The 18,880-nt window shown below is 67.8% G+C and carries 17 protein-coding genes; 9 read left to right on the top strand and 8 right to left on the bottom strand.

Annotated features, from left to right (window positions below; all coding sequences use genetic code 11):
- Window positions 1-157 precede the first annotated feature (157 nt).
- On the bottom strand, window positions 158-1,924 hold the full coding sequence (gene dnaA / locus OG766_RS17780) for a chromosomal replication initiator protein DnaA (RefSeq protein WP_328725746.1): 1,767 nt from the start codon (window positions 1,922-1,924) through the stop codon (window positions 158-160).
- Window positions 1,925-2,293: 369 nt separating this feature from the next.
- On the opposite strand from dnaA, the gene rpmH reads away from it, so the two are divergent.
- The 9 genes from rpmH to OG766_RS17735 all read left to right on the top strand — a co-directional run bounded on the left by rpmH (window position 2,294) and on the right by OG766_RS17735 (window position 9,086).
- The gene (gene rpmH, locus OG766_RS17775) at window positions 2,294-2,431 is read left to right on the top strand and encodes a 50S ribosomal protein L34 (protein WP_018846094.1); all 138 of its coding nucleotides are present in this window, start codon (window positions 2,294-2,296) and stop codon (window positions 2,429-2,431) included.
- Between the two features lie 18 nt (window positions 2,432-2,449).
- Window positions 2,450-2,821, top strand: coding sequence for a ribonuclease P protein component (rnpA, locus tag OG766_RS17770; protein WP_266380321.1), 372 nt, complete (start codon window positions 2,450-2,452; stop codon window positions 2,819-2,821).
- Entirely contained in the window at window positions 2,818-3,144 is a 327-nt protein-coding gene (gene yidD, locus OG766_RS17765; RefSeq protein WP_266380318.1) for a membrane protein insertion efficiency factor YidD, read from the top strand. Before rnpA ends, yidD begins: the two co-directional genes overlap by 4 nt.
- Before the next feature lie 3 nt (window positions 3,145-3,147).
- Entirely contained in the window at window positions 3,148-4,386 is a 1,239-nt protein-coding gene (yidC, locus tag OG766_RS17760) for a membrane protein insertase YidC (RefSeq protein ID WP_328725745.1), read from the top strand.
- Between the two features lie 14 nt (window positions 4,387-4,400).
- Window positions 4,401-4,910, top strand: a complete 510-nt coding sequence (locus OG766_RS17755; RefSeq protein ID WP_266380312.1) for a Jag family protein — start codon at window positions 4,401-4,403, stop codon at window positions 4,908-4,910.
- A gap of 106 nt (window positions 4,911-5,016) precedes the next feature.
- Window positions 5,017-5,733 (top strand): 16S rRNA (guanine(527)-N(7))-methyltransferase RsmG, encoded by a 717-nt coding sequence (rsmG, locus tag OG766_RS17750; RefSeq protein ID WP_266380307.1) that lies wholly within the window; start codon window positions 5,017-5,019, stop codon window positions 5,731-5,733.
- Window positions 5,734-5,995: 262 nt separating this feature from the next.
- Window positions 5,996-7,072, top strand: coding sequence for a ParA family protein (locus tag OG766_RS17745; RefSeq protein ID WP_323137331.1), 1,077 nt, complete (start codon window positions 5,996-5,998; stop codon window positions 7,070-7,072).
- Window positions 7,069-8,169 carry a ParB/RepB/Spo0J family partition protein gene (locus OG766_RS17740; RefSeq protein ID WP_328725744.1) on the top strand — a complete coding sequence of 367 codons (1,101 nt, stop codon included), beginning with the start codon at window positions 7,069-7,071 and terminating at the stop codon, window positions 8,167-8,169. The genes OG766_RS17745 and OG766_RS17740 overlap by 4 nt, the downstream gene beginning before the upstream one ends.
- Before the next feature lie 299 nt (window positions 8,170-8,468).
- Window positions 8,469-9,086 carry a GNAT family N-acetyltransferase gene (locus OG766_RS17735; RefSeq protein WP_266380300.1) on the top strand — a complete coding sequence of 206 codons (618 nt, stop codon included), beginning with the start codon at window positions 8,469-8,471 and terminating at the stop codon, window positions 9,084-9,086.
- A 92-nt stretch (window positions 9,087-9,178) separates the two neighbouring features.
- Here OG766_RS17735 and trxA read toward each other — a convergent pair whose 3' ends face one another.
- The 7 genes from trxA to OG766_RS17700 all read right to left on the bottom strand — a co-directional run bounded on the left by trxA (window position 9,179) and on the right by OG766_RS17700 (window position 18,785).
- Window positions 9,179-9,520 carry a thioredoxin gene (trxA, locus tag OG766_RS17730; RefSeq protein ID WP_266380297.1) on the bottom strand — a complete coding sequence of 114 codons (342 nt, stop codon included), beginning with the start codon at window positions 9,518-9,520 and terminating at the stop codon, window positions 9,179-9,181.
- A 48-nt stretch (window positions 9,521-9,568) separates the two neighbouring features.
- On the bottom strand, window positions 9,569-10,531 hold the full coding sequence (trxB, locus tag OG766_RS17725; RefSeq protein ID WP_328725743.1) for a thioredoxin-disulfide reductase: 963 nt from the start codon (window positions 10,529-10,531) through the stop codon (window positions 9,569-9,571).
- A 122-nt stretch (window positions 10,532-10,653) separates the two neighbouring features.
- Window positions 10,654-11,577, bottom strand: a complete 924-nt coding sequence (locus OG766_RS17720; protein WP_266380290.1) for an anti-sigma factor family protein — start codon at window positions 11,575-11,577, stop codon at window positions 10,654-10,656.
- The gene (sigM, locus tag OG766_RS17715) at window positions 11,574-12,296 is read right to left on the bottom strand and encodes an RNA polymerase sigma factor SigM (protein ID WP_266380287.1); all 723 of its coding nucleotides are present in this window, start codon (window positions 12,294-12,296) and stop codon (window positions 11,574-11,576) included. Before sigM ends, OG766_RS17720 begins: the two co-directional genes overlap by 4 nt.
- A gap of 31 nt (window positions 12,297-12,327) precedes the next feature.
- A complete protein-coding gene (locus OG766_RS17710) occupies window positions 12,328-14,052 on the bottom strand; it encodes a protein kinase family protein (RefSeq protein ID WP_266380284.1) in 1,725 nt (574 codons plus the stop codon).
- A gap of 121 nt (window positions 14,053-14,173) precedes the next feature.
- Window positions 14,174-16,417, bottom strand: a complete 2,244-nt coding sequence (murJ, locus tag OG766_RS17705) for a murein biosynthesis integral membrane protein MurJ (protein ID WP_266380281.1) — start codon at window positions 16,415-16,417, stop codon at window positions 14,174-14,176.
- Window positions 16,418-16,460: 43 nt separating this feature from the next.
- Entirely contained in the window at window positions 16,461-18,785 is a 2,325-nt protein-coding gene (locus tag OG766_RS17700; protein ID WP_328725742.1) for a DUF6049 family protein, read from the bottom strand.
- Between the last annotated feature and the right edge of the window lie 95 nt (window positions 18,786-18,880).

The following is an 18,880-nucleotide window of genomic DNA, read 5'->3' as shown; positions in this document are numbered from 1 at the left end:
CGTCGACGACAGCTATTCGAACACCACGATGGCCCGTTGATGGCGGCGCAGTTGCGCGGGGGCGTCCCCGAAGCCGCGAAGGGCGCCCCGGAATCCGTCCCGGGGCGCCCTTCGGAGCCGAGTGCACAGCCTGTACGGAGCTCTGTGGAAGCTCGCGTCAGCCGTTCTTGATGCGGTTCGTGAGCTCGGTGACCTGGTTGTAGATGGACCGCCGCTCGGCCATCAGCGCGCGGATCTTCCGGTCCGCGTGCATCACCGTCGTGTGGTCGCGGCCGCCGAACTGCGCACCGATCTTCGGCAGTGACAGATCGGTGAGCTCCCGGCACAGGTACATCGCGATCTGCCGAGCGGTGACCAGTACCCGGCTGCGCGAGGACCCGCAGAGGTCCTCCACGGTCAGCCCGAAGTAGTCGGCGGTCGCCGCCATGATGGCGCTCGCGGTGATCTCCGGAGCGGCGTCCTCGCCGCCCGGGATGAGGTCCTTGAGGACGATCTCGGTGAGCCCGAGATCGACCGGCTGCCGGTTGAGGCTCGCGAAAGCCGTGACCCGGATCAGCGCACCCTCCAGCTCACGGATGTTGCGTGAGATCCGGGAGGCGATGAACTCCAGTACTTCCGGCGGGGCGTTGAGCTGCTCCTGCACCGCCTTCTTGCGGAGGATCGCGATCCGCGTCTCCAGCTCGGGCGGCTGCACATCGGTGGTGAGACCCCACTCGAAGCGGTTCCGCAGCCGGTCCTCCAGCGTCATCAGCTGCTTGGGCGGCCGGTCGGAGGACAGCACGATCTGCTTGTTCGCGTTGTGGAGCGTGTTGAAGGTGTGGAAGAACTCCTCCTGCGTCGACTCCTTGCTCGCGAGGAACTGGATGTCGTCGACCAACAGGATGTCCACATCGCGGTAGCGCTTGCGGAACGTGTCGCCCTTGCCGTCGCGGATCGAGTTGATGAACTCGTTGGTGAACTCCTCGGAGCTCACGTACCGCACGCGGGTGCCCGGGTAGAGGCTCCGCGCGTAGTGCCCGATGGCGTGCAGCAGATGCGTCTTGCCGAGGCCCGACTCCCCGTAGATGAAAAGGGGGTTGTACGCCTTCGCCGGCGCCTCGGCCACCGCGACGGCGGCGGCGTGCGCGAACCTGTTGGACGCGCCGATGACGAAGGTGTCGAAGAGGTACTTGGGGTTGAGCCGGGCGTGCGGCTCGCCGGGGCCCGGAGCCGGCGCGGGCTGTGCGCCGAGAGGGCCGGGGACGCCACCGCCGCCCGCGTGGCCGCCGTGGCCACCGTGGCGCGGGCCCTGCGACTCCGGCATGTCGTGCCGGTCGGGGCGCTGGTCGTACTGCCCGCGGTCGGGCATCGGAGAGCGGTAGTCGTGCTGCGGCTGCTGGGGGCGGGCCGTCGCGTAGGGGTCACGCTCCTGGAAACCGCCGAGTCGCGGCTGCTGCCAGGACAGCTCTTCCTGGGTGCGCGGCCACGCTCCGGGCTCGGGGCGGTGCTGCTGGTACTCGGGGTAGGCGGGGCGGACGGTCGGCAGCCCGTCGTCGTTCGCGGGGCGGTGACCGTATCCCTCGTAGGTGTCGTTCTGGCGCGGCCCGTCGTGGTGCGGACCCTGGTAGCGGGACTGCTGCGCGGAGGGCGCCGGCGGGGGCGCGGGTTCGCCGGCGGTGTCGTCGACGGTGATCGCGATCCGGATCGGCCGACCGCACTCACGGCTGAGGGTTTCGCTGATCAGCGGGGCGAGCCGGCCCTCGAGGACACGCTTGCCCCACTCATTGGGGACGGCGAGGAGTGCGGTGTCGGCCACCAGCGCGAGGGGCTGGCACCGCTCGATCCACTGCTTGTCCTTGGGCTCGATGCCTTGCTGGCCTTCTCCGAGGAGCTGTTCCAGCACTCGTGGCCATACTGCGGCAAGATCGGCAGGTACGTCAGCCACAAGGCACGCTCTCTCACAGGTCCCACGAATGTGTGGTTCTCGGGACGGGTCGGTCAGGCCCGGCAGGCGGGTAGGAAAGGAATTCGAGTCCAGTCACGGTAGTCAGGGCGACCCGCGTGGTTCAAGTTGTTGTCCACAGCCTGTGCACAGACGGGGCCACCGTGACCCTGGTTTGACCGGATGGCGTAGCCGCGCGTACCGTAACCAGGTCGAGTTGTCGATGGCTGCTGCCGCCTGCCTCCGATGGGCAAAGATCACGATGAGTGATCGTGAAGCGGTGCACTCGGGCGTATTGCGAGCTACTCGTGGGCGCACGGTGACAGCCAGGCGATGCCCCGCCGCCACACGAATCATTACTGGAGCCCCCGAGTGAGCAAGCGCACCTTCCAGCCGAACAACCGTCGTCGCGCGAAGACCCACGGTTTCCGCCTGCGCATGCGTACCCGTGCCGGCCGCGCCATTCTGGCGAACCGCCGCAGCAAGGGTCGCGCCAACCTGTCCGCCTGATCGCCGTCAGGTCATGACGTGCTGCCTACCGAGAATCGGCTGAGGCGGCGCGAGGACTTCGCGATCGCGGTACGCCGAGGACGCCGGGCCGGACGCCCGCTTCTCGTCGTCCATCTACGCAGCGGTGCAACGGACCCGCACGCGCCTGGGGAGAGCGCTCCCCCGACGCGTGCGGGTTTCGTCGTGAGCAAGGCGGTGGGTGGCGCGGTCACACGGAACCAGGTGAAGCGGAGACTGCGGCACCTGATACGCGAACGACTGTCCGAGCTGCCCCCCGGTAGCCTGGTGGTCGTACGGGCGCTGCCCGGTGCGGGTGACGCCGATCATGTACACCTGGCCCGAGACCTGGACGCCGCTCTTCAGCGGCTGCTGGGAGGGGGCGCGCGATGAAGTACCCGCTGCTGGCTCTGATCAAGCTGTACCAGTGGACGATCAGCCCACTGCTGGGGCCCGTCTGCCGGTACTACCCGTCGTGTTCTCACTACGGGTACACCGCCATCGACCGGCATGGCGCGGTGAAGGGCACGGCGCTGACCGCCTGGCGGATTCTGCGGTGCAATCCGTGGTCGCCCGGCGGTGTGGACCACGTCCCTCCCCGTAAACGACCTCGTTGGCACGAGCTGCTGCGCGACTACCTGCGTGGCGGCAAGGGCGGGCAACCCCCTGAGACCAGCCCGGCCGCAGAGACCTCGCCCAATGCTCAAGGAGCCTGATTAGTGGACACGATTGCCAGTCTCTTCAGCTTTATCACCACACCCGTTTCCTGGATCATCGTCCAGTTCCACTCGTTGTACGGGGCGCTCTTCGGCCCCGACACGGGCTGGGCCTGGGGACTGTCCATCGTGTCCCTGGTGGTGTTGATCCGTATCTGCCTGATCCCGCTCTTTGTGAAGCAGATCAAGTCGATGCGGAACATGCAGGCGCTCCAGCCGAAGATGAAGGCGATCCAGGAGCGCTACAAGAACGATCGACAGCGTCAGTCCGAAGAGATGATGAAGCTGTACAAGGACACGGGCACCAACCCGCTGTCCTCGTGTCTGCCCATCCTCGCGCAGTCGCCGTTCTTCTTCGCGCTCTACCACGTGCTGAGCAACATCGCCAGCGGCAAGACGATCGGCGTGCTCAACCAGAACCTGGTGGACAGCGCGCGGCAGGCCAAGATCTTCGGTGCCCCGATCGCCGCGAAGTTCACGGACTCGGAAGACAAGGTCGCCGCGCTCCACGCGTCGCTGACCGATGTCCGCGTCATCACCGCCATCATGATCGTCCTGATGTCGGCGTCGCAGTTCTACACGCAGCGCCAGCTGATGCAGAAGAACGTCGACCTGTCGGTCAAGACGCCGTACATGCAGCAGCAGAAGATGCTGATGTACATCTTCCCGATCATCTTCGCCGTCATGGGCATCAACTTCCCGGTCGGTGTCCTCGTCTACTGGCTGACCACCAACGTGTGGACCATGGGCCAGCAGATGTACGTGATCAACCAGAACCCGACGCCGGGTTCCAAGGCGCAGGACAGCTACCTGCAGCGTCTGCTGAAGGGTGTCTCGGCCCACGGTGAGGTGCGCGGCCGCCGCAAGCGCAACATCGTCCAGGCCATCGTCGCCAAGGGCTCGGACCGCAACGACAACGAGCGCAAGTTCATCGCCGGCCTGGCCAAGGCGGGCTACGCCGCTCAGGCGGACGGCACCGTGATCAAGAGCGACACCGTCACCGCCGACGCCGATGCCGGCGCCGCCGCGCGGCGGCAGCCCAAGCGCCAGAGCAAGTCTCAGCGCCAGTCCGGTGGTGCCCAGCAGACCGGTGAGGACAAGCTGTCGCTGCAGAAGCAGGACGAGCCGCAGGACACCAAGCCGAAGCCGGCGGGCAAGACTGCCCCTGGTAACGCCCGCCAAGCCAAGTCTGGACAGCGCAAGGGCCAGCAGCGGCCCAAGCACCCGTCGTCCAAGAAGTAAGAAGGAGTCCATCCGTGACGGAAGGCACCACCTCCGCCGCCGAGGGTGGCGACACCCTGACCCGCCTGGAGCAGGAAGGGGAGATCGCCGCTGACTACCTCGAGGGCCTGCTCGACATCGCCGATCTCGACGGCGACATCGACATGGACGTCGAGGCGGACAGGGCCGCGGTCTCGATCATCAGCGAAGCGGGCAGCCGGGATCTCCAGAAGCTCGTGGGCCGCGACGGCGAGGTGCTGGAGGCGCTCCAGGAGCTGACGCGACTTGCGGTGCACCGGGAGACCGGCGACCGGAGCCGACTGATGCTGGACATCGCCGGCTACCGCGCTCAGAAGCGTGCCGAGCTCGCAGAGATCGGCGCCAAGGCCGCGGACGAGGTCAAGAACAGCGGTGAGCCCGTGAAGCTGAAGCCGATGACCCCGTTCGAGCGCAAGGTTGTGCACGACGCGGTCGCGGCCGCCGGTCTGCGCAGCGAGTCCGAGGGCGAGGAGCCGCAGCGCTTCGTCGTCGTGCTCCCGGCCTGACCTTCGTCGTTCTGTCGGCCCCGTCTGTTCGCAGGCGGGGCCGAATTTTGTCAGCCTGTTAATCAGCCACCACAGCGCGGTAGTGCGGTACGGAAGGACGGTTCCGGTGACGGAGGCAGCAGAGCTTCCCCAGGCACCAGAAGAAGCTCGGACGGTGTTCGGTGAGTTCTTCCCCGAGGCTGTCAGGTACGCGGAGCTGCTCGCGGATGCGGGAGTCAAGCGCGGTCTGATCGGCCCCCGTGAAGTGCCGCGGCTGTGGGAGCGGCACCTGCTGAACTGTGCGGTGCTCTCGGAGGTGGTCCCGGAAGGCGTCACGGTGTGCGATGTCGGCTCCGGTGCCGGCCTGCCCGGCATTCCACTGGCTCTCGTTCGCCCGGATCTCAAGATCACGCTTCTTGAGCCGTTGCTGCGACGGACGAACTTCCTCCAGGAGGTCGTCGAGCTGCTGGGGCTGGACCATGTCACGGTGGTGCGCGGACGGGCCGAGGAAATGCTCGACAAGCTGCCGCCCGTACATGTCGTCACGGCACGTGCGGTGGCGCCGCTGGACCGGCTGGCAGGGTGGGGCGTTCCGCTGCTGCGCCCTTACGGGGAGATGCTGGCCCTCAAGGGCGACACGGCACAGGAAGAGCTCCATGGCGCCCGTGCGGCCCTGAGCAAGCTCGGGGTCGTGGAGACCTCCGTGGTCCAGGTCGGTCAGGGGATCGTCGATCCGTTGTCCACAGTGGTGCGAGTCGAGGTCGGGGAGAGCCCTGGCGGTGTGCGGTTCGCGGCCAAGCGGGCCAAGGCCGCGAGGACGGGGCGCACTCGCCGCCGTCGTTGATCACGGTGACTTCCCTTGCCTGCCGGTTGTCGGCCTGCGTCCTCGTACGTACGCATTTCGGAGTGTCGTAACGCTGTGACCGTGCGGCGTGTGCATCGTGTTTCACGTGAAACGTCGCTCACTGCTGCAGGGAATCATCAGCCGCGGCCGTGTGGCCGCTACGCCGCGCGACCGCAAGCCCCTCTCAAGGGTCACGGAGTTGTCCACAGAGGTGGAATTCTCCACAGAACCACCGGCCTCGCTGGTTCACGACCCCGAAAGCATGGCAGGCTCTGTTCATCGCGAGCCTGAAGTCGAGGAGAGTGAATCCTTGCGGTCCGACGCCAACATCGCGGGACCGATGACCGATCCGGTCCCTGGTCCCCGTACCGAGTCCACGGGGGAGGATGTTTCACGTGAAACACCTCCGCCGATGGACGACACTCCCATTGGTCGTGCTGCCCAACTGGCGGTGGAGGCTCTGGGTCGTGCCGGTGAGGGCCTCCCCCGACCTGAGCAGACCCGCGTCATCGTCGTCGCCAACCAGAAGGGTGGAGTGGGCAAGACCACCACAACGGTCAATCTTGCCGCTTCGCTCGCGCTGCACGGTGCGCGCGTTCTGGTGATCGACCTCGACCCCCAGGGCAATGCCTCCACGGCCTTGGGGATCGACCACCACGCCGAAGTGCCATCCATCTACGACGTCCTGGTGGAGAGCAAGCCGCTCTCTGAAGTGGTCCAGCCGGTTCCAGACGTTGAAGGCCTCTTCTGTGCCCCAGCCACCATCGATCTCGCCGGTGCGGAGATCGAGCTGGTGTCTCTGGTGGCACGGGAGAGCCGGCTGCAGAGAGCGATCCAGGCGTATGAGCAGCCCCTGGACTACATCCTCATCGACTGTCCGCCGTCGCTGGGTCTGCTGACCGTCAACGCACTCGTCGCCGGTGCGGAGGTGCTGATCCCGATCCAGTGCGAGTACTACGCGCTGGAGGGTCTCGGACAGCTCCTGCGGAACGTCGACCTGGTACGCGGTCACCTCAACCCCACGCTGCATGTGTCGACGATCCTGCTCACCATGTATGACGGTCGCACCAGGCTCGCCTCACAGGTCGCGGACGAGGTGCGCAGTCACTTCGGGGATGAGGTTCTGCGGACCAGCATTCCGCGGTCCGTGCGTATCTCCGAGGCACCCAGCTACGGGCAGACGGTGCTCACCTACGACCCGGGCTCCAGTGGCTCGCTGTCGTATCTTGAGGCTGCCCGTGAGATCGCGCTGCGCGGTGTCGGGGTTCACTATGAGGCCCAGCCCGCGCATGTGGCCGGCCAGAACAGTCAGCAGAGTAAGCCGAAGGGGATCCAGTGAGCGAGCGACGTAGAGGTCTGGGGCGTGGGCTCGGTGCACTGATCCCGGCCGCTCCGCAGGAGAGGCCGGGGCCTTCCGAAGGGGCAGGTTCGTCCTCCTCGGGTGCGGCTCCGGTCCTGACGACGGAGCGAGGCGTGGCGGCGGCGAAGCTTGCCACGCTTCCCTCGGCACCCATGGCTCCCGAGCAGCGTGCGGCCGAACCGGACACGGAGGACTTCACCGAGCCCGTGTCGCCTGCCGGTGCGCACTTCGCCGAGGTGCCGCTGGACTCCATCACTCCGAACCCTCGCCAGCCGCGTGAGGTGTTCGACGAGGACGCGCTCGCCGAGTTGGTCACCTCCATCAAGGAGGTCGGGCTCCTCCAGCCTGTCGTCGTACGGCAACTGGGGCCTGAGCGGTACGAGCTCATCATGGGCGAGCGTCGCTGGCGCGCTTGCCGTGAGGCGGGCCTGGAGCGCATCCCGGCGATCGTGCGTGCCACGGATGACGAGAAGCTTCTGCTGGATGCCCTTCTGGAGAACCTCCACCGGGCCCAGCTGAATCCACTGGAAGAGGCAGCCGCCTACGACCAGTTGCTCAAGGACTTCAACTGCACACATGACCAGTTGGCCGACCGCATCGGACGCTCACGTCCGCAGGTCTCCAACACGCTGCGTCTGCTGCGCCTCTCGCCTCCCGTTCAGCGCCGGGTCGCCGCAGGTGTGCTGTCCGCGGGGCATGCCAGGGCGCTGCTCTCTGTGGATGACTCGGAGGAGCAGGACCGGCTGGCACACCGGATCGTCGCCGAGGGACTCTCGGTGCGAGCCGTCGAAGAGATCGTGACGCTGATGGGTTCGCGGCCCACGAGCTCGCCCAGGGCGAAGGGCCCACGGGCGGGCGCCCGGCTGTCGCCGGCACTCACCGATCTTGCTTCTCGGCTCTCCGACCGGTTCGAGACCCGAGTGAAGGTCGACCTGGGTCAGAAGAAGGGAAAGATCGTTGTCGAGTTCGCCTCGATAGAGGATCTCGACCGCATTCTCGGCAGCCTCGCTCCGGGCGAGGGGCGGGTCATGGAGAAGGCGCTCTCCGAAGAAGGCGCGGAGGACGACGAGGCCTGAGGCCTCTCGCACGCATCAGGGCGGATCGTGTCCGGCAGACGGCGGACACGATCCGCCCTTTGCCGTCTCACGGTAGGCGTGTCCTCGCTGGGTGGATACGATGCGTTCTGGTATGGCGCATCCACCTTGACCCATCTCAGAGGAAGGCGAGCCATGCGACCGGTGAGCCGCGGCCACCTACTTACAGCCGGCCTGAGCATTGGCGCAGTCGGCGGATTCATCGGCAGCCTGCTTCGGGAACGGAGCGCGCTGTCCGCTGCTCTTGGCGCGGCAGTCGAAGGAAGCGAGGAACAGCCTTCATGGGCCGTCGGCTCGTACCGCTCACACTGGACAACCTTTCAGACCTCCCCAAGCGCTGCCGAGCCTGTGTCTTCTGGGAGCTTGATCCAGTCAGCGGAGAAGCAGCAGTAAAGGCGGGAAGACCCGAGCTGGAGAAGGAGGCCTGGATCTCCGCCGTCCTGCTCGAGTGGGGATCGTGCGGCCGCGTCGTCTATGTCGACGAGGTCCCGGTCGGATTCGTGCTCTACGCCCCGCCCGCCTATGTGCCGCGCTCCACGGCCTTTCCGACGAGCCCTGTCTCACCGGATGCCGTGCAGCTGATGACCGCCTGGATCACGCCGGGGTACCAGGGGCAGGGACTGGGACGTGTCATGGTGCAGACCGTCGCCAAGGACTTGCTACGTCGGGGCTTCAAGGCGATCGAGGCGTTCGGAGACGCCCGCTGGACCGAACCGGCCTGCGTCCTTCCTGCCGACCATCTCCTGGCGGTCGGCTTCAAGACGGTCCGCCCGCATCCCACGCATCCCAGGCTGCGGCTGGAACTACGCACCACGCTCTCCTGGAAGGAAGACGTGGAGCTGGCGCTGGACCGGCTTCTGGGAGCCGTCCAGAAGGAACCCGCGCTTCGGCCGCTCTGATCGATCCGCGGCAACGGCGCCCTGTCCAGAGACACCGAATGGGCCGACCCCTTGAGGTCGGCCCATTCATGTTTCACGTGAAACGGAGCGCTTCAGGCCTTGGCGACCTCATCGCCGATGAAGGCGTCGAGCTCGCGGACGAGCATGGCCTTCGGCTTGGCGCCGACGATGGTCTGGGCGACCTCGCCGTCCTGGTAGACGTTCAGCGTCGGGATGGACATGACGCCGTACTTGGCAGCCGTGGCGGGGTTCTCGTCGATGTTGAGCTTGACGACTTCGAGCTTGTCGCCGTGCTCCGCAGCGATGGCCTCCAGCGACGGGGCGATCTGGCGGCACGGACCGCACCACTCGGCCCAGAAGTCCACGAGCACAGGCTTGTCGCTCTTCAGGACGTCCTCTTCGAAGGTCGCGTCGGTCACTGTCTTGAGGGCCACGGTGGCCTCCTTCACTTGTGGGGTGTGGGGTGATGGGGTCTAGGTGAGTCAGACGGTCGCTGCCGCGGCCTTCTCCTCGTCGGCGAGAGCCGCCAGGAAGCGCTCGGCGTCCAGAGCGGCGGAGCAGCCGGTGCCGGCCGCGGTGATGGCCTGCCGGTAGGTGTGGTCGACCACGTCACCGGCCCCGAAGACGCCCGTGAGGTTCGTGCGCGTGGAAGGAGCGTCCACCTGCAGGTAGCCCTCCCCGTCGAGCTCCAGCTGCCCCTTGAAGAGCTCGGTGCGCGGGTCGTGGCCGACGGCGATGAACAGGCCGGTCGCCGGCAGCTCGGAGGTCGCACCGGTCTTCGTGTTGCGCAGAGTCAGCCCGGAGAGCTTCTGGTCGCCGTGGATCTCGGCGACCTCGCTGTCCCAGGCGAACTTGATCTTCGGGTCGGCGAAGGCGCGCTCCTGCATCGCCTTGGAGGCGCGGAGGCTGTCGCGGCGGTGGACGATCGTGACGGACTTGGCGAAGCGCGAGAGGAAGGTCGCCTCCTCCATCGCGGTGTCGCCGCCACCGACGACGGCGATGTCCTGGTCCTTGAAGAAGAAGCCGTCACAGGTGGCGCACCAGGAGACTCCCCGCCCGGAGAGGGTGTCCTCGTTCGGAAGGCCGAGCTTCCGGTGCTGGGAGCCCGTCGTGACGATCACGGCCTTGGCCTGGTGCACGGTGCCGGCGGTGTCCGTGACGGTCTTGATGTCACCGGTCAGATCCACGGCGATGACATCGTCGGGGACGAGTTCGGCGCCGAAGCGCTCGGCCTGCGCCCGCATGTTGTCCATCAGGTCCGGCCCCATGATGCCGTCACGGAAACCGGGGAAGTTCTCCACCTCGGTGGTGTTCATCAGCGCACCGCCGGCGGTGACGGCGCCTTCGAACACCAGCGGCTGCAGCGACGCACGCGCGGTGTACAGCGCGGCGGTGTAGCCGGCCGGCCCGGAGCCGATGATGATCACATTACGGACGTCGCTCACGGGTTTCTTCCTCGTCTCTGCGGACTGCCTACTGCCTACTGGGGCGTCAACGTCTCTCACCCCACCCAACGGATCCTACGGGGCATGCATTCCCGTGGTGTCCGAGCGGCACGGAGGCGGTTTCAGCGGCGAGGATAGGTCCGCGTCAGCAAGAGCTCACCCTTGCCTGCCGGCGCCGTGTCGACGCAGGTGGCAGCCACAACGTAGGCCTGGACCTGAGAGGCGTCGCGGGTGTGCGGCAACACGATGAGATAGGCCCGAGTGCCGTCATATGTGCCTTGCTCGACGGCCATGGCCGGTTCGACGCGGCCGGTGCCTGCCTGGACACAGGCCGGCACCGCAGCGGCCGACGAGCGTAGGGGGGTGTTGGGAGTGGACTCGGTGCCGACGGAGGAGTCCTTCTCCAGACGAGGAGCGGGCTTCGTTCCGCCCGGAGAGGTGTCCTTCTCCGTCGCTCGGGTGTCCAGGAGCGACTGCACGTGTGCCTGAAGCGTGTCCTGCGAGAAGTCGGATGACGCATCTGCCGCGCTGACGTCACCGGCGGTCTTCTCAGCGCTGTTGCCTCCGGTGCCCATGGACTGGAACAGCAGAACGCTCAGTCCGACGGCCGCAGTGCCGAAGGCGGCAGTCAGCACAGTGACACGGCGACGCCTACGGGCCGAATGGCTGCGCCCTGGGCCGGTGGTCGCACGAGGGCGTCCTGCGGGGCGATCGGCGGGCACGGTCTCAGGGTGCTTCGGCGAAGACGCTGTTTCACGTGAAACATCCGCCGGAGTGTCATCCGGGACAGTGGCGTTCAGCAGTGCCTCGGCAGCCAGCGCCGCGTCGATGCGGCCGGCGATGTCGGCCGGCATCCGCTGCGGGCCGGGAAGGGTGCCGAGCAGACCCCGGATCTCCTCCAGCGAGGCGCGGACATCGGCGCACAGCTCGCAGCCGTCGAGATGCCGCCTCACGGCCGCCTGCCGGGTTGGTGAGAGGAGTCCCTCGGTGAGATCAGCGATCTCCGAAACGTCCGGGTGCTGAGCCGTGCCGGTCGTGGAGGTCACGCGCGCCCACCTCCGCCCTTCACAGCAGCAGGATCGCTCGGTCCTGCATCCTTTGGTCCCGTCGCCGGTGGGACGGATGTCCCTGGCGTCCGGTTCCTTCCCCTGGAGAGGCCGCCGTTATCCCTGGTGTCACCGCGCTTCCCGGTGTCACCGCGCAGATGCGTGAGCAGCGGAAGCAATCGTGCCCGGCCACGTGCGCAGCGGCTCTTCACGGTTCCCGTAGGGATGTCCAGCACACGAGCAGCCTCGGCCACCGGATAGCCCTGCATATCGACCAGCACCAGGGCCGCCCGTTGATCGGCGGGCAGTGTCGCCAGTGCGGCCAGAAGCTCTCGGTGGAGGTCCTGACGCTCCGCGGGCGCCTCGGCGGACTCATGGGGCTCGAGGAGCTGCTCCAGCCGCTCGGTGTCGTCGACGGGTGAGGTCTTGCGGGAGGCCGCCTTGCGGGCGCGGTCGAGACAGGCGTTGACCGTGATCCGGTGGAGCCAGGTCGTCACGGCGGACTGGCCCCGGAAGGTGTGGGCGGCCCGGAAGGCGGAGACGAGTGCGTCCTGCACCGCGTCCGCGGCCTCCTCCCGGTCCCCCAGGGTGCGCAGCGCCACGGCCCAGAGCCGATCGCGGTGGCGCCGCACGAGCTCACCGAAGGCATCCGGGTCCCCGGCGACATGGCGATCCAGGAGTTCCTGGTCGCTCGCGTCGCCAAGTGTGGCGTTGTCCAACGGTGAGCCCCCTCCCCACTTCTCGCTGATGTCAGCCGGTGAACTTCACGTCCGTGATGCCCTGCTTGTAGCCCTCGGAGCTGAAGTCGTCCTGCGGTGCGTGCGGCACGGCGGTCATCCACAGCAGGACGTACTGGCTCTTCACCGGCTCCTTGGCCGTGATCTTCAGTGCTGTGCCGCTGGTCTGACCAGTGGCGATCTTCTTCATGGATTCGACAGGACCGGACGGTGCCAGCGAATCCACCGCATAGAGCGTGACGGTGGTGTGGTCGCCCGTATAGCGGAGCCCTATCGATGCGGCGGTGACGTCCCGCTCGCCACCGAGGTCGTAGACGATTCCGACGCCCTGCTTGAACGGGGCGAGCTCGGGTCCGTCGAAGTACTGCTTGGTGCGCCAGAACGAGGATCCGTCGTTGTCGTGGGTATTGCCGACGTTCGCCGGGCTCTGCGGCTTGCCGTCGGGGGCGTACTCCTGGGCTCCCTGGACGGTCAGAGGCAGCGGTGCCTTCGACTTGTCGTCCTGGTCCTCGTCCGTCGTCCGGCTGTTCCCGGGGTCAACAGCGGGTGGGTCACGGTCGAGGAGCTTGTCGGCGATCTGCCAGCTGCCGAGCCCCAGCGCGGCGATGAGGAGAGCGGACACCGTCCACTTGAGGAGCCTCCCGGTGCGGCTCTCCAGCGGCGCCGGCGGGGGCGCCACGGGCTGGGTGGCGGGCCCACCGGGGTGAGCCGAGGGCCGGCCGTAGGTGCCCTGCTGGTACGTGGTGCGCTGATACTCCGGCGGGGCGGTGAAAGCCGGCTCCGGCGGGCGGATCCGGGGCATGGCCGAAACTGCCTTGGCCAGCTCGTCCGGGGTGGTGCAGGGAAGTTCCTGCCGGGATGCCGTGGCCCCGTCGTTGACCAGGGCGCGCATGGCGAGCTCGGACAGCCCGCGGTGGACGCCTGCCCTCACCTGGTCGGGGGCGATGAGTCCGACGCCCTTGGGGAGCCCGGAGAGGCCGTACGCGTCGTTCTCGTACGGCCAGCGGTGCGTCAGCGCGGCGTACAGCAGGGCGCCGATCGCCTCGGTGTCCGTGCGCTGTGGACGGTCGGTGCTGATGCCCCGCAGTGCGGCGTTCACGGCGAGCCCGCGGATCCGGTACTGCCCGGTGGAGCTGCGGAGCACGGAGCTGGGCGTGAGCCGCAGATGGGCGAGGCCTTCCCGGTGCGCCGCGGCCATGGCCTGGGAGATCTGGCTGACGAGCTGGTAGGCGTCGTGAGCCTCCATCGGCCCTGCCGCGAGCAGTGCCGTCAGTTCGGTGGCGTCCGGCAGCCACTCGTGGACGACGTAGACGAATTCGTCTTCCTCGACGGCGTCCAGGACCTGCACGAAGCGGGGGTCGCCGAGGAGAGCCGCGGAGCGGGCCGCGGCGAGTACGGATCGTGCTCTGGGATGGTCGCCGGGCAGGATATGAACGCCGACAGCCCGGCGCAGTTTCTCGTCGACAGCACGCCAACTGCTGAACCCGTCCAAACGGGTGACGCACTCCTCGAGTCGGTAGCGTCTGGCGAGCTTGTGCCCGCTGTGCAGTTCGGGCGTGATGATCGTGGGCTGCTCACGGTTCTTCCGTTCGCCGCCCTTGTCCTGAGCGTTCTGCTCCGCCGTATCGTCGTCGGCTTGCGCCACCCCGTCGGTCGCGGCCTTGTCCGCCTCGGCGGCCAGCGGGTCTTCGCCGCTGTTGTCGGCCACGTCGACGGCAGCCGTGCTACGTTCCGCCACCGTCGTTCCCTGCCTCCCCATCCGTTGCGCCATATCCAACAGCCATGCCAATTGTGCCCACAGTCCGCTGCTATGCACGACACACGGTGGCGGACGATGGTTGTGCGGGGTCGCGCGGTCTCTAGCGTCCGAGCCGGCCGCGCACCATGCCGACCAGGGCGTTGAGTTCCTCGATTCTCATCTTCCTCGCCGCGACGAAGAAGACTCCGAGCAGTACCACCCCGCCCGCCAGAAGCGCGACGAGCGAACCGAGTGCGTCCTCGCCGAGGGTTTTCAGCAAGAAGTAGCCCACCGCACCACCCGCCACGGCCGCCGGGACGGACGCGAGGCACAGCCGGGCGTAGGTGCGGATCACGTGGGAGCCGTCGAGGTCCCCGCCCAGCCGGTTCCGCAGCCTGCGCCAGGCGACACCGACGCCGACGGCATAGGCGAGACCGTACGAGGCGGCCATGCCCACCACTGCCCACCGGGGCGGCAGGAGGACGTAGCAGGCGGCCGAGGCGGCGGCATTCACGGCGGCCACGATGACCGTGTTGTAGAACGGCGTACGCGTGTCCTCGTAGGCGTAGAAGCCACGGAGGACGACGTACTGCACCGAGTAGGGGATCAGGCCGAGGCCGAACGCCATGAGGATGAAGCCCATGGACCGGGCCGCCTCGGTACCGGCGGACGCGTACAGCAGGGTGCACATCGGCACGCCCAGCGCCAGGAAGGTGAACGCGACCGGGACGATCGCGACCGCCGAGTTGCGAAGTCCCTGGGAGATGTCGTCGCGGACCGCTCCGGGGTCGTCGTCGTGTGCGGCGCGGGAGATACGCGGCAGCAGAGCGGCCATGACCGACACCGTGATGATGGCCTGCGGCATGCCCCAGATGAGCTGGGCGTTGGTGTACGCGAGGAAGCCGGCCCCGTCCTTGCCCGATGCCTCACCTGCGGCGGTCGAGAGCTGGGTGACCACGATCACGCCGGCCTGGTTGGCCAGTACGAACAGCACGGTCCACTTGGCGAGCTTGACGGTCTTGCCGAGCCCCTGGCCCTTCCAGTCGAAACGGGGGCGGAAGCGGAAGCCCGTCTCGCGGAGGTAGGGGATCATCGCCAGGGCCTGGACGACCAGGCCCAGCAACGTACCGATGGCCAGCAGCCGCACGCCCTCCGGCGGGATGGTCCGCACGGTCATCTGGGATTCTGCGGAGGTGCCGTAGACCCAGATGAACAGCCCGAAGGTGAAGATGATGACGATGTTGTTGAGGACCGGGGTCCACATCATCGCGCCGAACTTGCCGCGGGCGTTGAGGATCTGGCCCATGACCACATGCACGCCCATGAAGAAGATCGTGGGAAGGCAGTAGCGGGCGAAGGTGACGGCGACGTTGTTCGCCGACGCGTTGTTGGCGATCGTCGGTGACATCGCCTCGATCAGCAGTGGTGCCCCGAAGACGGCGAGGACGACGATCGCGCCGAGCGCGACCATGACGAGGGTCAGCAGCCGGTTGGCATAGGCCTCGCCGCCGTCCTCGTCGTTCTTCATGGCGCGGACGAGCTGCGGTACGAAGACCGAGTTCAGACCGCCGCCCACCGTGAGGATGTAGATCATCGTCGGCAGGGTGAGGGCGATGGTGTAGGCGTCACCGAGCAGGGCGGCGCCGAGCGCACCGGTGATCACCAGGCTGCGGACGAAGCCGGTGAGACGCGACACCAGGGTTCCGGCGGCCATTATGGCGCTGGACTTCAGCAGTCCCGAAGCCCGGCCGCCCGCCTTCTTGGGCGGCGCACTCGCAGGCGCGGGTGCGGGCGTCGGTGCGGGTACGCGTGCCGACTCCGGCTCGGGCTCCGGCGCGGACCCCGTCACGGGCCGACCCGGGGCCTGCTGGTCCCGGTAGAGGTGGGCGAACGCGTCCGGCTCCGGATTGTCGTCGCCTGCCCTGGTCATCAGGTCGTCGACGCCGGTGAACTGCACCGTCCCGGCGTCGTCCCCGTACGGCAGACGCCGCGAAGGACCGTCCGGCTCGGGAGGCGGGGTCTGGGCCCAGATCCGGGGGTCCGGGGCGTGCTGTTGGACGGGCGGCTGCTGATAGAGCGGCTGTGGCCGCTGGTAGCTGCCCGGCGGCGGCGGAGGATGCGCGGCACGGTCGTAGAGCGCCTCCGACACCGGATCCTGCGCAGAGAGGTCCTGCGACCGGTAGGGATCGTGGTCGAAGGCGTCCTGCATGTACGGGTCAGCGGCAGCCTCGGGCAGGGGAGCCGGCACCTGACCGGCGGCCGGTGGCTCCGTCTGCTGTGGGCGGTGCGAGGGGTACGGAGCGCCCGGGGAGGGCGCGGTGTCGTCCGCGCCCTGCCCTCGGTCACCGTCGTACGGCGCGTTCATGGTTACCCCACCTCATCGTCCGGCCGGCCGGCCACGACATCGCTCAACGGTCCACTTTCTCACCAGCACCCGACGGCTCGGCGCTTTCCGGTCCGGTGTCCGGTGTCGGGTCACTCGGCTGCTCCGGAGCATCGTGCACCAGACCGTCGTCGCTCTCATCAGCCGCTTCATCGCCCGCGGCCGCCAGGCGGGCCGCCGCGCGCTTGCGCTGGGTATACATCCTGATGCCTGCGAGGACGAGCAGCAGTACGCCCCCGGCAATGACAAGCATCACGGTCGGGGTGATCTCGGAAGCCTTGACCGTGAAGGTCATCGGGTCGCCGTACAGCTTGCCGTCCTCCGTGTAGAGCTGCGCCGTCACCTGGACCGGACCGTTGGCATTGGCCGCGGCCGAGAACTTCACCGACTGGCTGTGACCACCGCCGATCTTGATCGGCTGTTCCGCGATCACATTGCCGTCGTCCAGCTTGAGGCGAGTGGGATTCGAGGACTTCAGCCGGAGGACGAGATTGTCGACCTCCTGGACCAGCTTGTTCTGCACCGTGACCGGGATCGTGGCGCTGCGGCCCGACAGGGTCAGGGCCGACTTCTGGATCAGCCGCACTTCCGTGGTGAGGCCCTCCAGATAACTGTGCACACCGTCGCGGTACCGGGCGGCCGGGGCCGCCTTGCCGCGCCAGGACGTGGACATCTCCCGGTTGATCGCATTGCCGAACGGCGTCACGACCCGGTCCGGGGACGTGAGGATGACCTTGAAGTTGTCGAGGGTCTCCTGCGTGGACTTGATGTCCTCGAAGGTCCTCACGGGCAGCTCGCGGGCCTTGAGCTTCTTCGGGTACTGGGAGGAGGCCGGCACCCGGGTCGTGGCGTCGGGGTCGGGCTTGGCCGACGCGGCCGCGATCAGGTCCAGCGGCTGGGTCCAGCGCTGGCCGGAGAGCCCGTCCAGTGCCTTCGCCATCGACTGGGCCTGGCCCGCCGTCGGCATCCGCTGGGGAGCGACCACGATGCTGCGCTGCGCGTCCGGTGCCTGAAGCGTGAGGGCCAGCGACTGGGCCAGGAACTTCTGGACCGCGAGTGTCGAGGTGCCCGCCTTGCTCATGTCCCCGTAGAAGGCCGTGGAGAGCCGGTCGTCCGCGACGACAGCCGTCGTACCGCCGCCGATCGGGCGCGCCGCGGACGGCGTGTACGAGACGGATCCGGTCTCCCGGAGACTGTCGCTACGGGCGATGATCTTGTGAGCGCCGGCGGAGGTCGCCACATCGACGATCGACGGGTCGATGGCGCCGTCCACGGGCCAGGCGAAGTCGATGGACGGCGTCACATGAAGGATGGTCTCGACCGTCGTCTCGGCCACCGCCGTAGCGGGCTGCAGATGGCTGAGGGACCCGGAGACGTCCTTGCCGCGGTGTGCGAGCGAGGCCAGATCGGGGTCCGCGAACGGCAGGGCGACGACCTTACGGTCCTGGACGGCCTGCTCGAGAGAGCTCAGCCACTTCTTGGCCACGGCCTGGTTCCGGCCCGGTGTCGTGCCGCCCTGGTCGTTCCTGATCCGGTAGTTCCGGCTCATCGCGTCGACCGTGGCGAGCAGGTCCGGGTCGATGACCCAGGTCACGGGTAGCTGACTGCCGAGGGAGACGAGCTGCTCCAGCCGACCGCCCGGTGCCAGCTCCGCGGCGAGGGCGTCGTCCTCGAAGACCGGGGTCTGCTGCTCGTCCGAGCCGGTCTCCGCGGACAGATGCGTCGTGGAGATCAGCGGCCAGAGGAAGGTGAGCTGGGTCTTCTTGCCGGCCGCTTCCGGCTGCCACGGCAGGAACGTGCGCTCGATGCCGAGTACCTGGTCGTACGGCTTGCTCGCGGTCTCCCCGGAGAGGGACACCCCGAGCTGGTAGACGCCTGCCTTGTCGAGATCGAGCTTGTTGACCGGGACGGTCAGGGTGAAGTCCGTGCTGATGCCGGACGCCAGCCGGTCGATCTTGATGCTGTACGGGTCGCCGAGCTCCTCGGGGTCACTCCCTGGCGTATGGCCGGTGCGCTTCGAGGCCTCGTCGATCTCCGGGCGGCCCGAGAGCCGAGGCCCGACCCGTAGATCGACATCTGCGTCCGTGACGGTTTCCTTGCCCTTGTTCGTCACGGTGCCCGAGATGGTGAGCGTGTCGTCTTTCACAGGGGCGCTGGGCGACAGGCCGTTCAGCGACACGTCAACGGTGCGGGAGCCGTCGGCGTCCGCCGCGGCATGCGCGGGCTGTGCCGCCGGTACAAAGAGGAGACCGGCGAGCAATGGCGTTCCCGCAAGGAGGGCGGCTGTGCGCCGCAGCCACCGGCGGGCAGGAGAATGACCCATCCCCTGAAATTGTGCCGCCTCGGCCACGCGCTCGTCCGTCCCTCGTCGTCTGTTGCCGTTGGTGGGTGTCGCTAGGTGTGTCCCCGCATGGTAACGAGGCCCGCTGTGACGAAGTGCTGGGG

The sequence above is a fragment of the Streptomyces sp. NBC_00259 genome, from assembly GCF_036181745.1.
Taxonomy (GTDB): domain Bacteria; phylum Actinomycetota; class Actinomycetes; order Streptomycetales; family Streptomycetaceae; genus Streptomyces; species Streptomyces pratisoli.
Note: the sequence above shows the minus strand (reverse complement) of the source record. Positions and strands in the feature narration are given on the sequence as shown.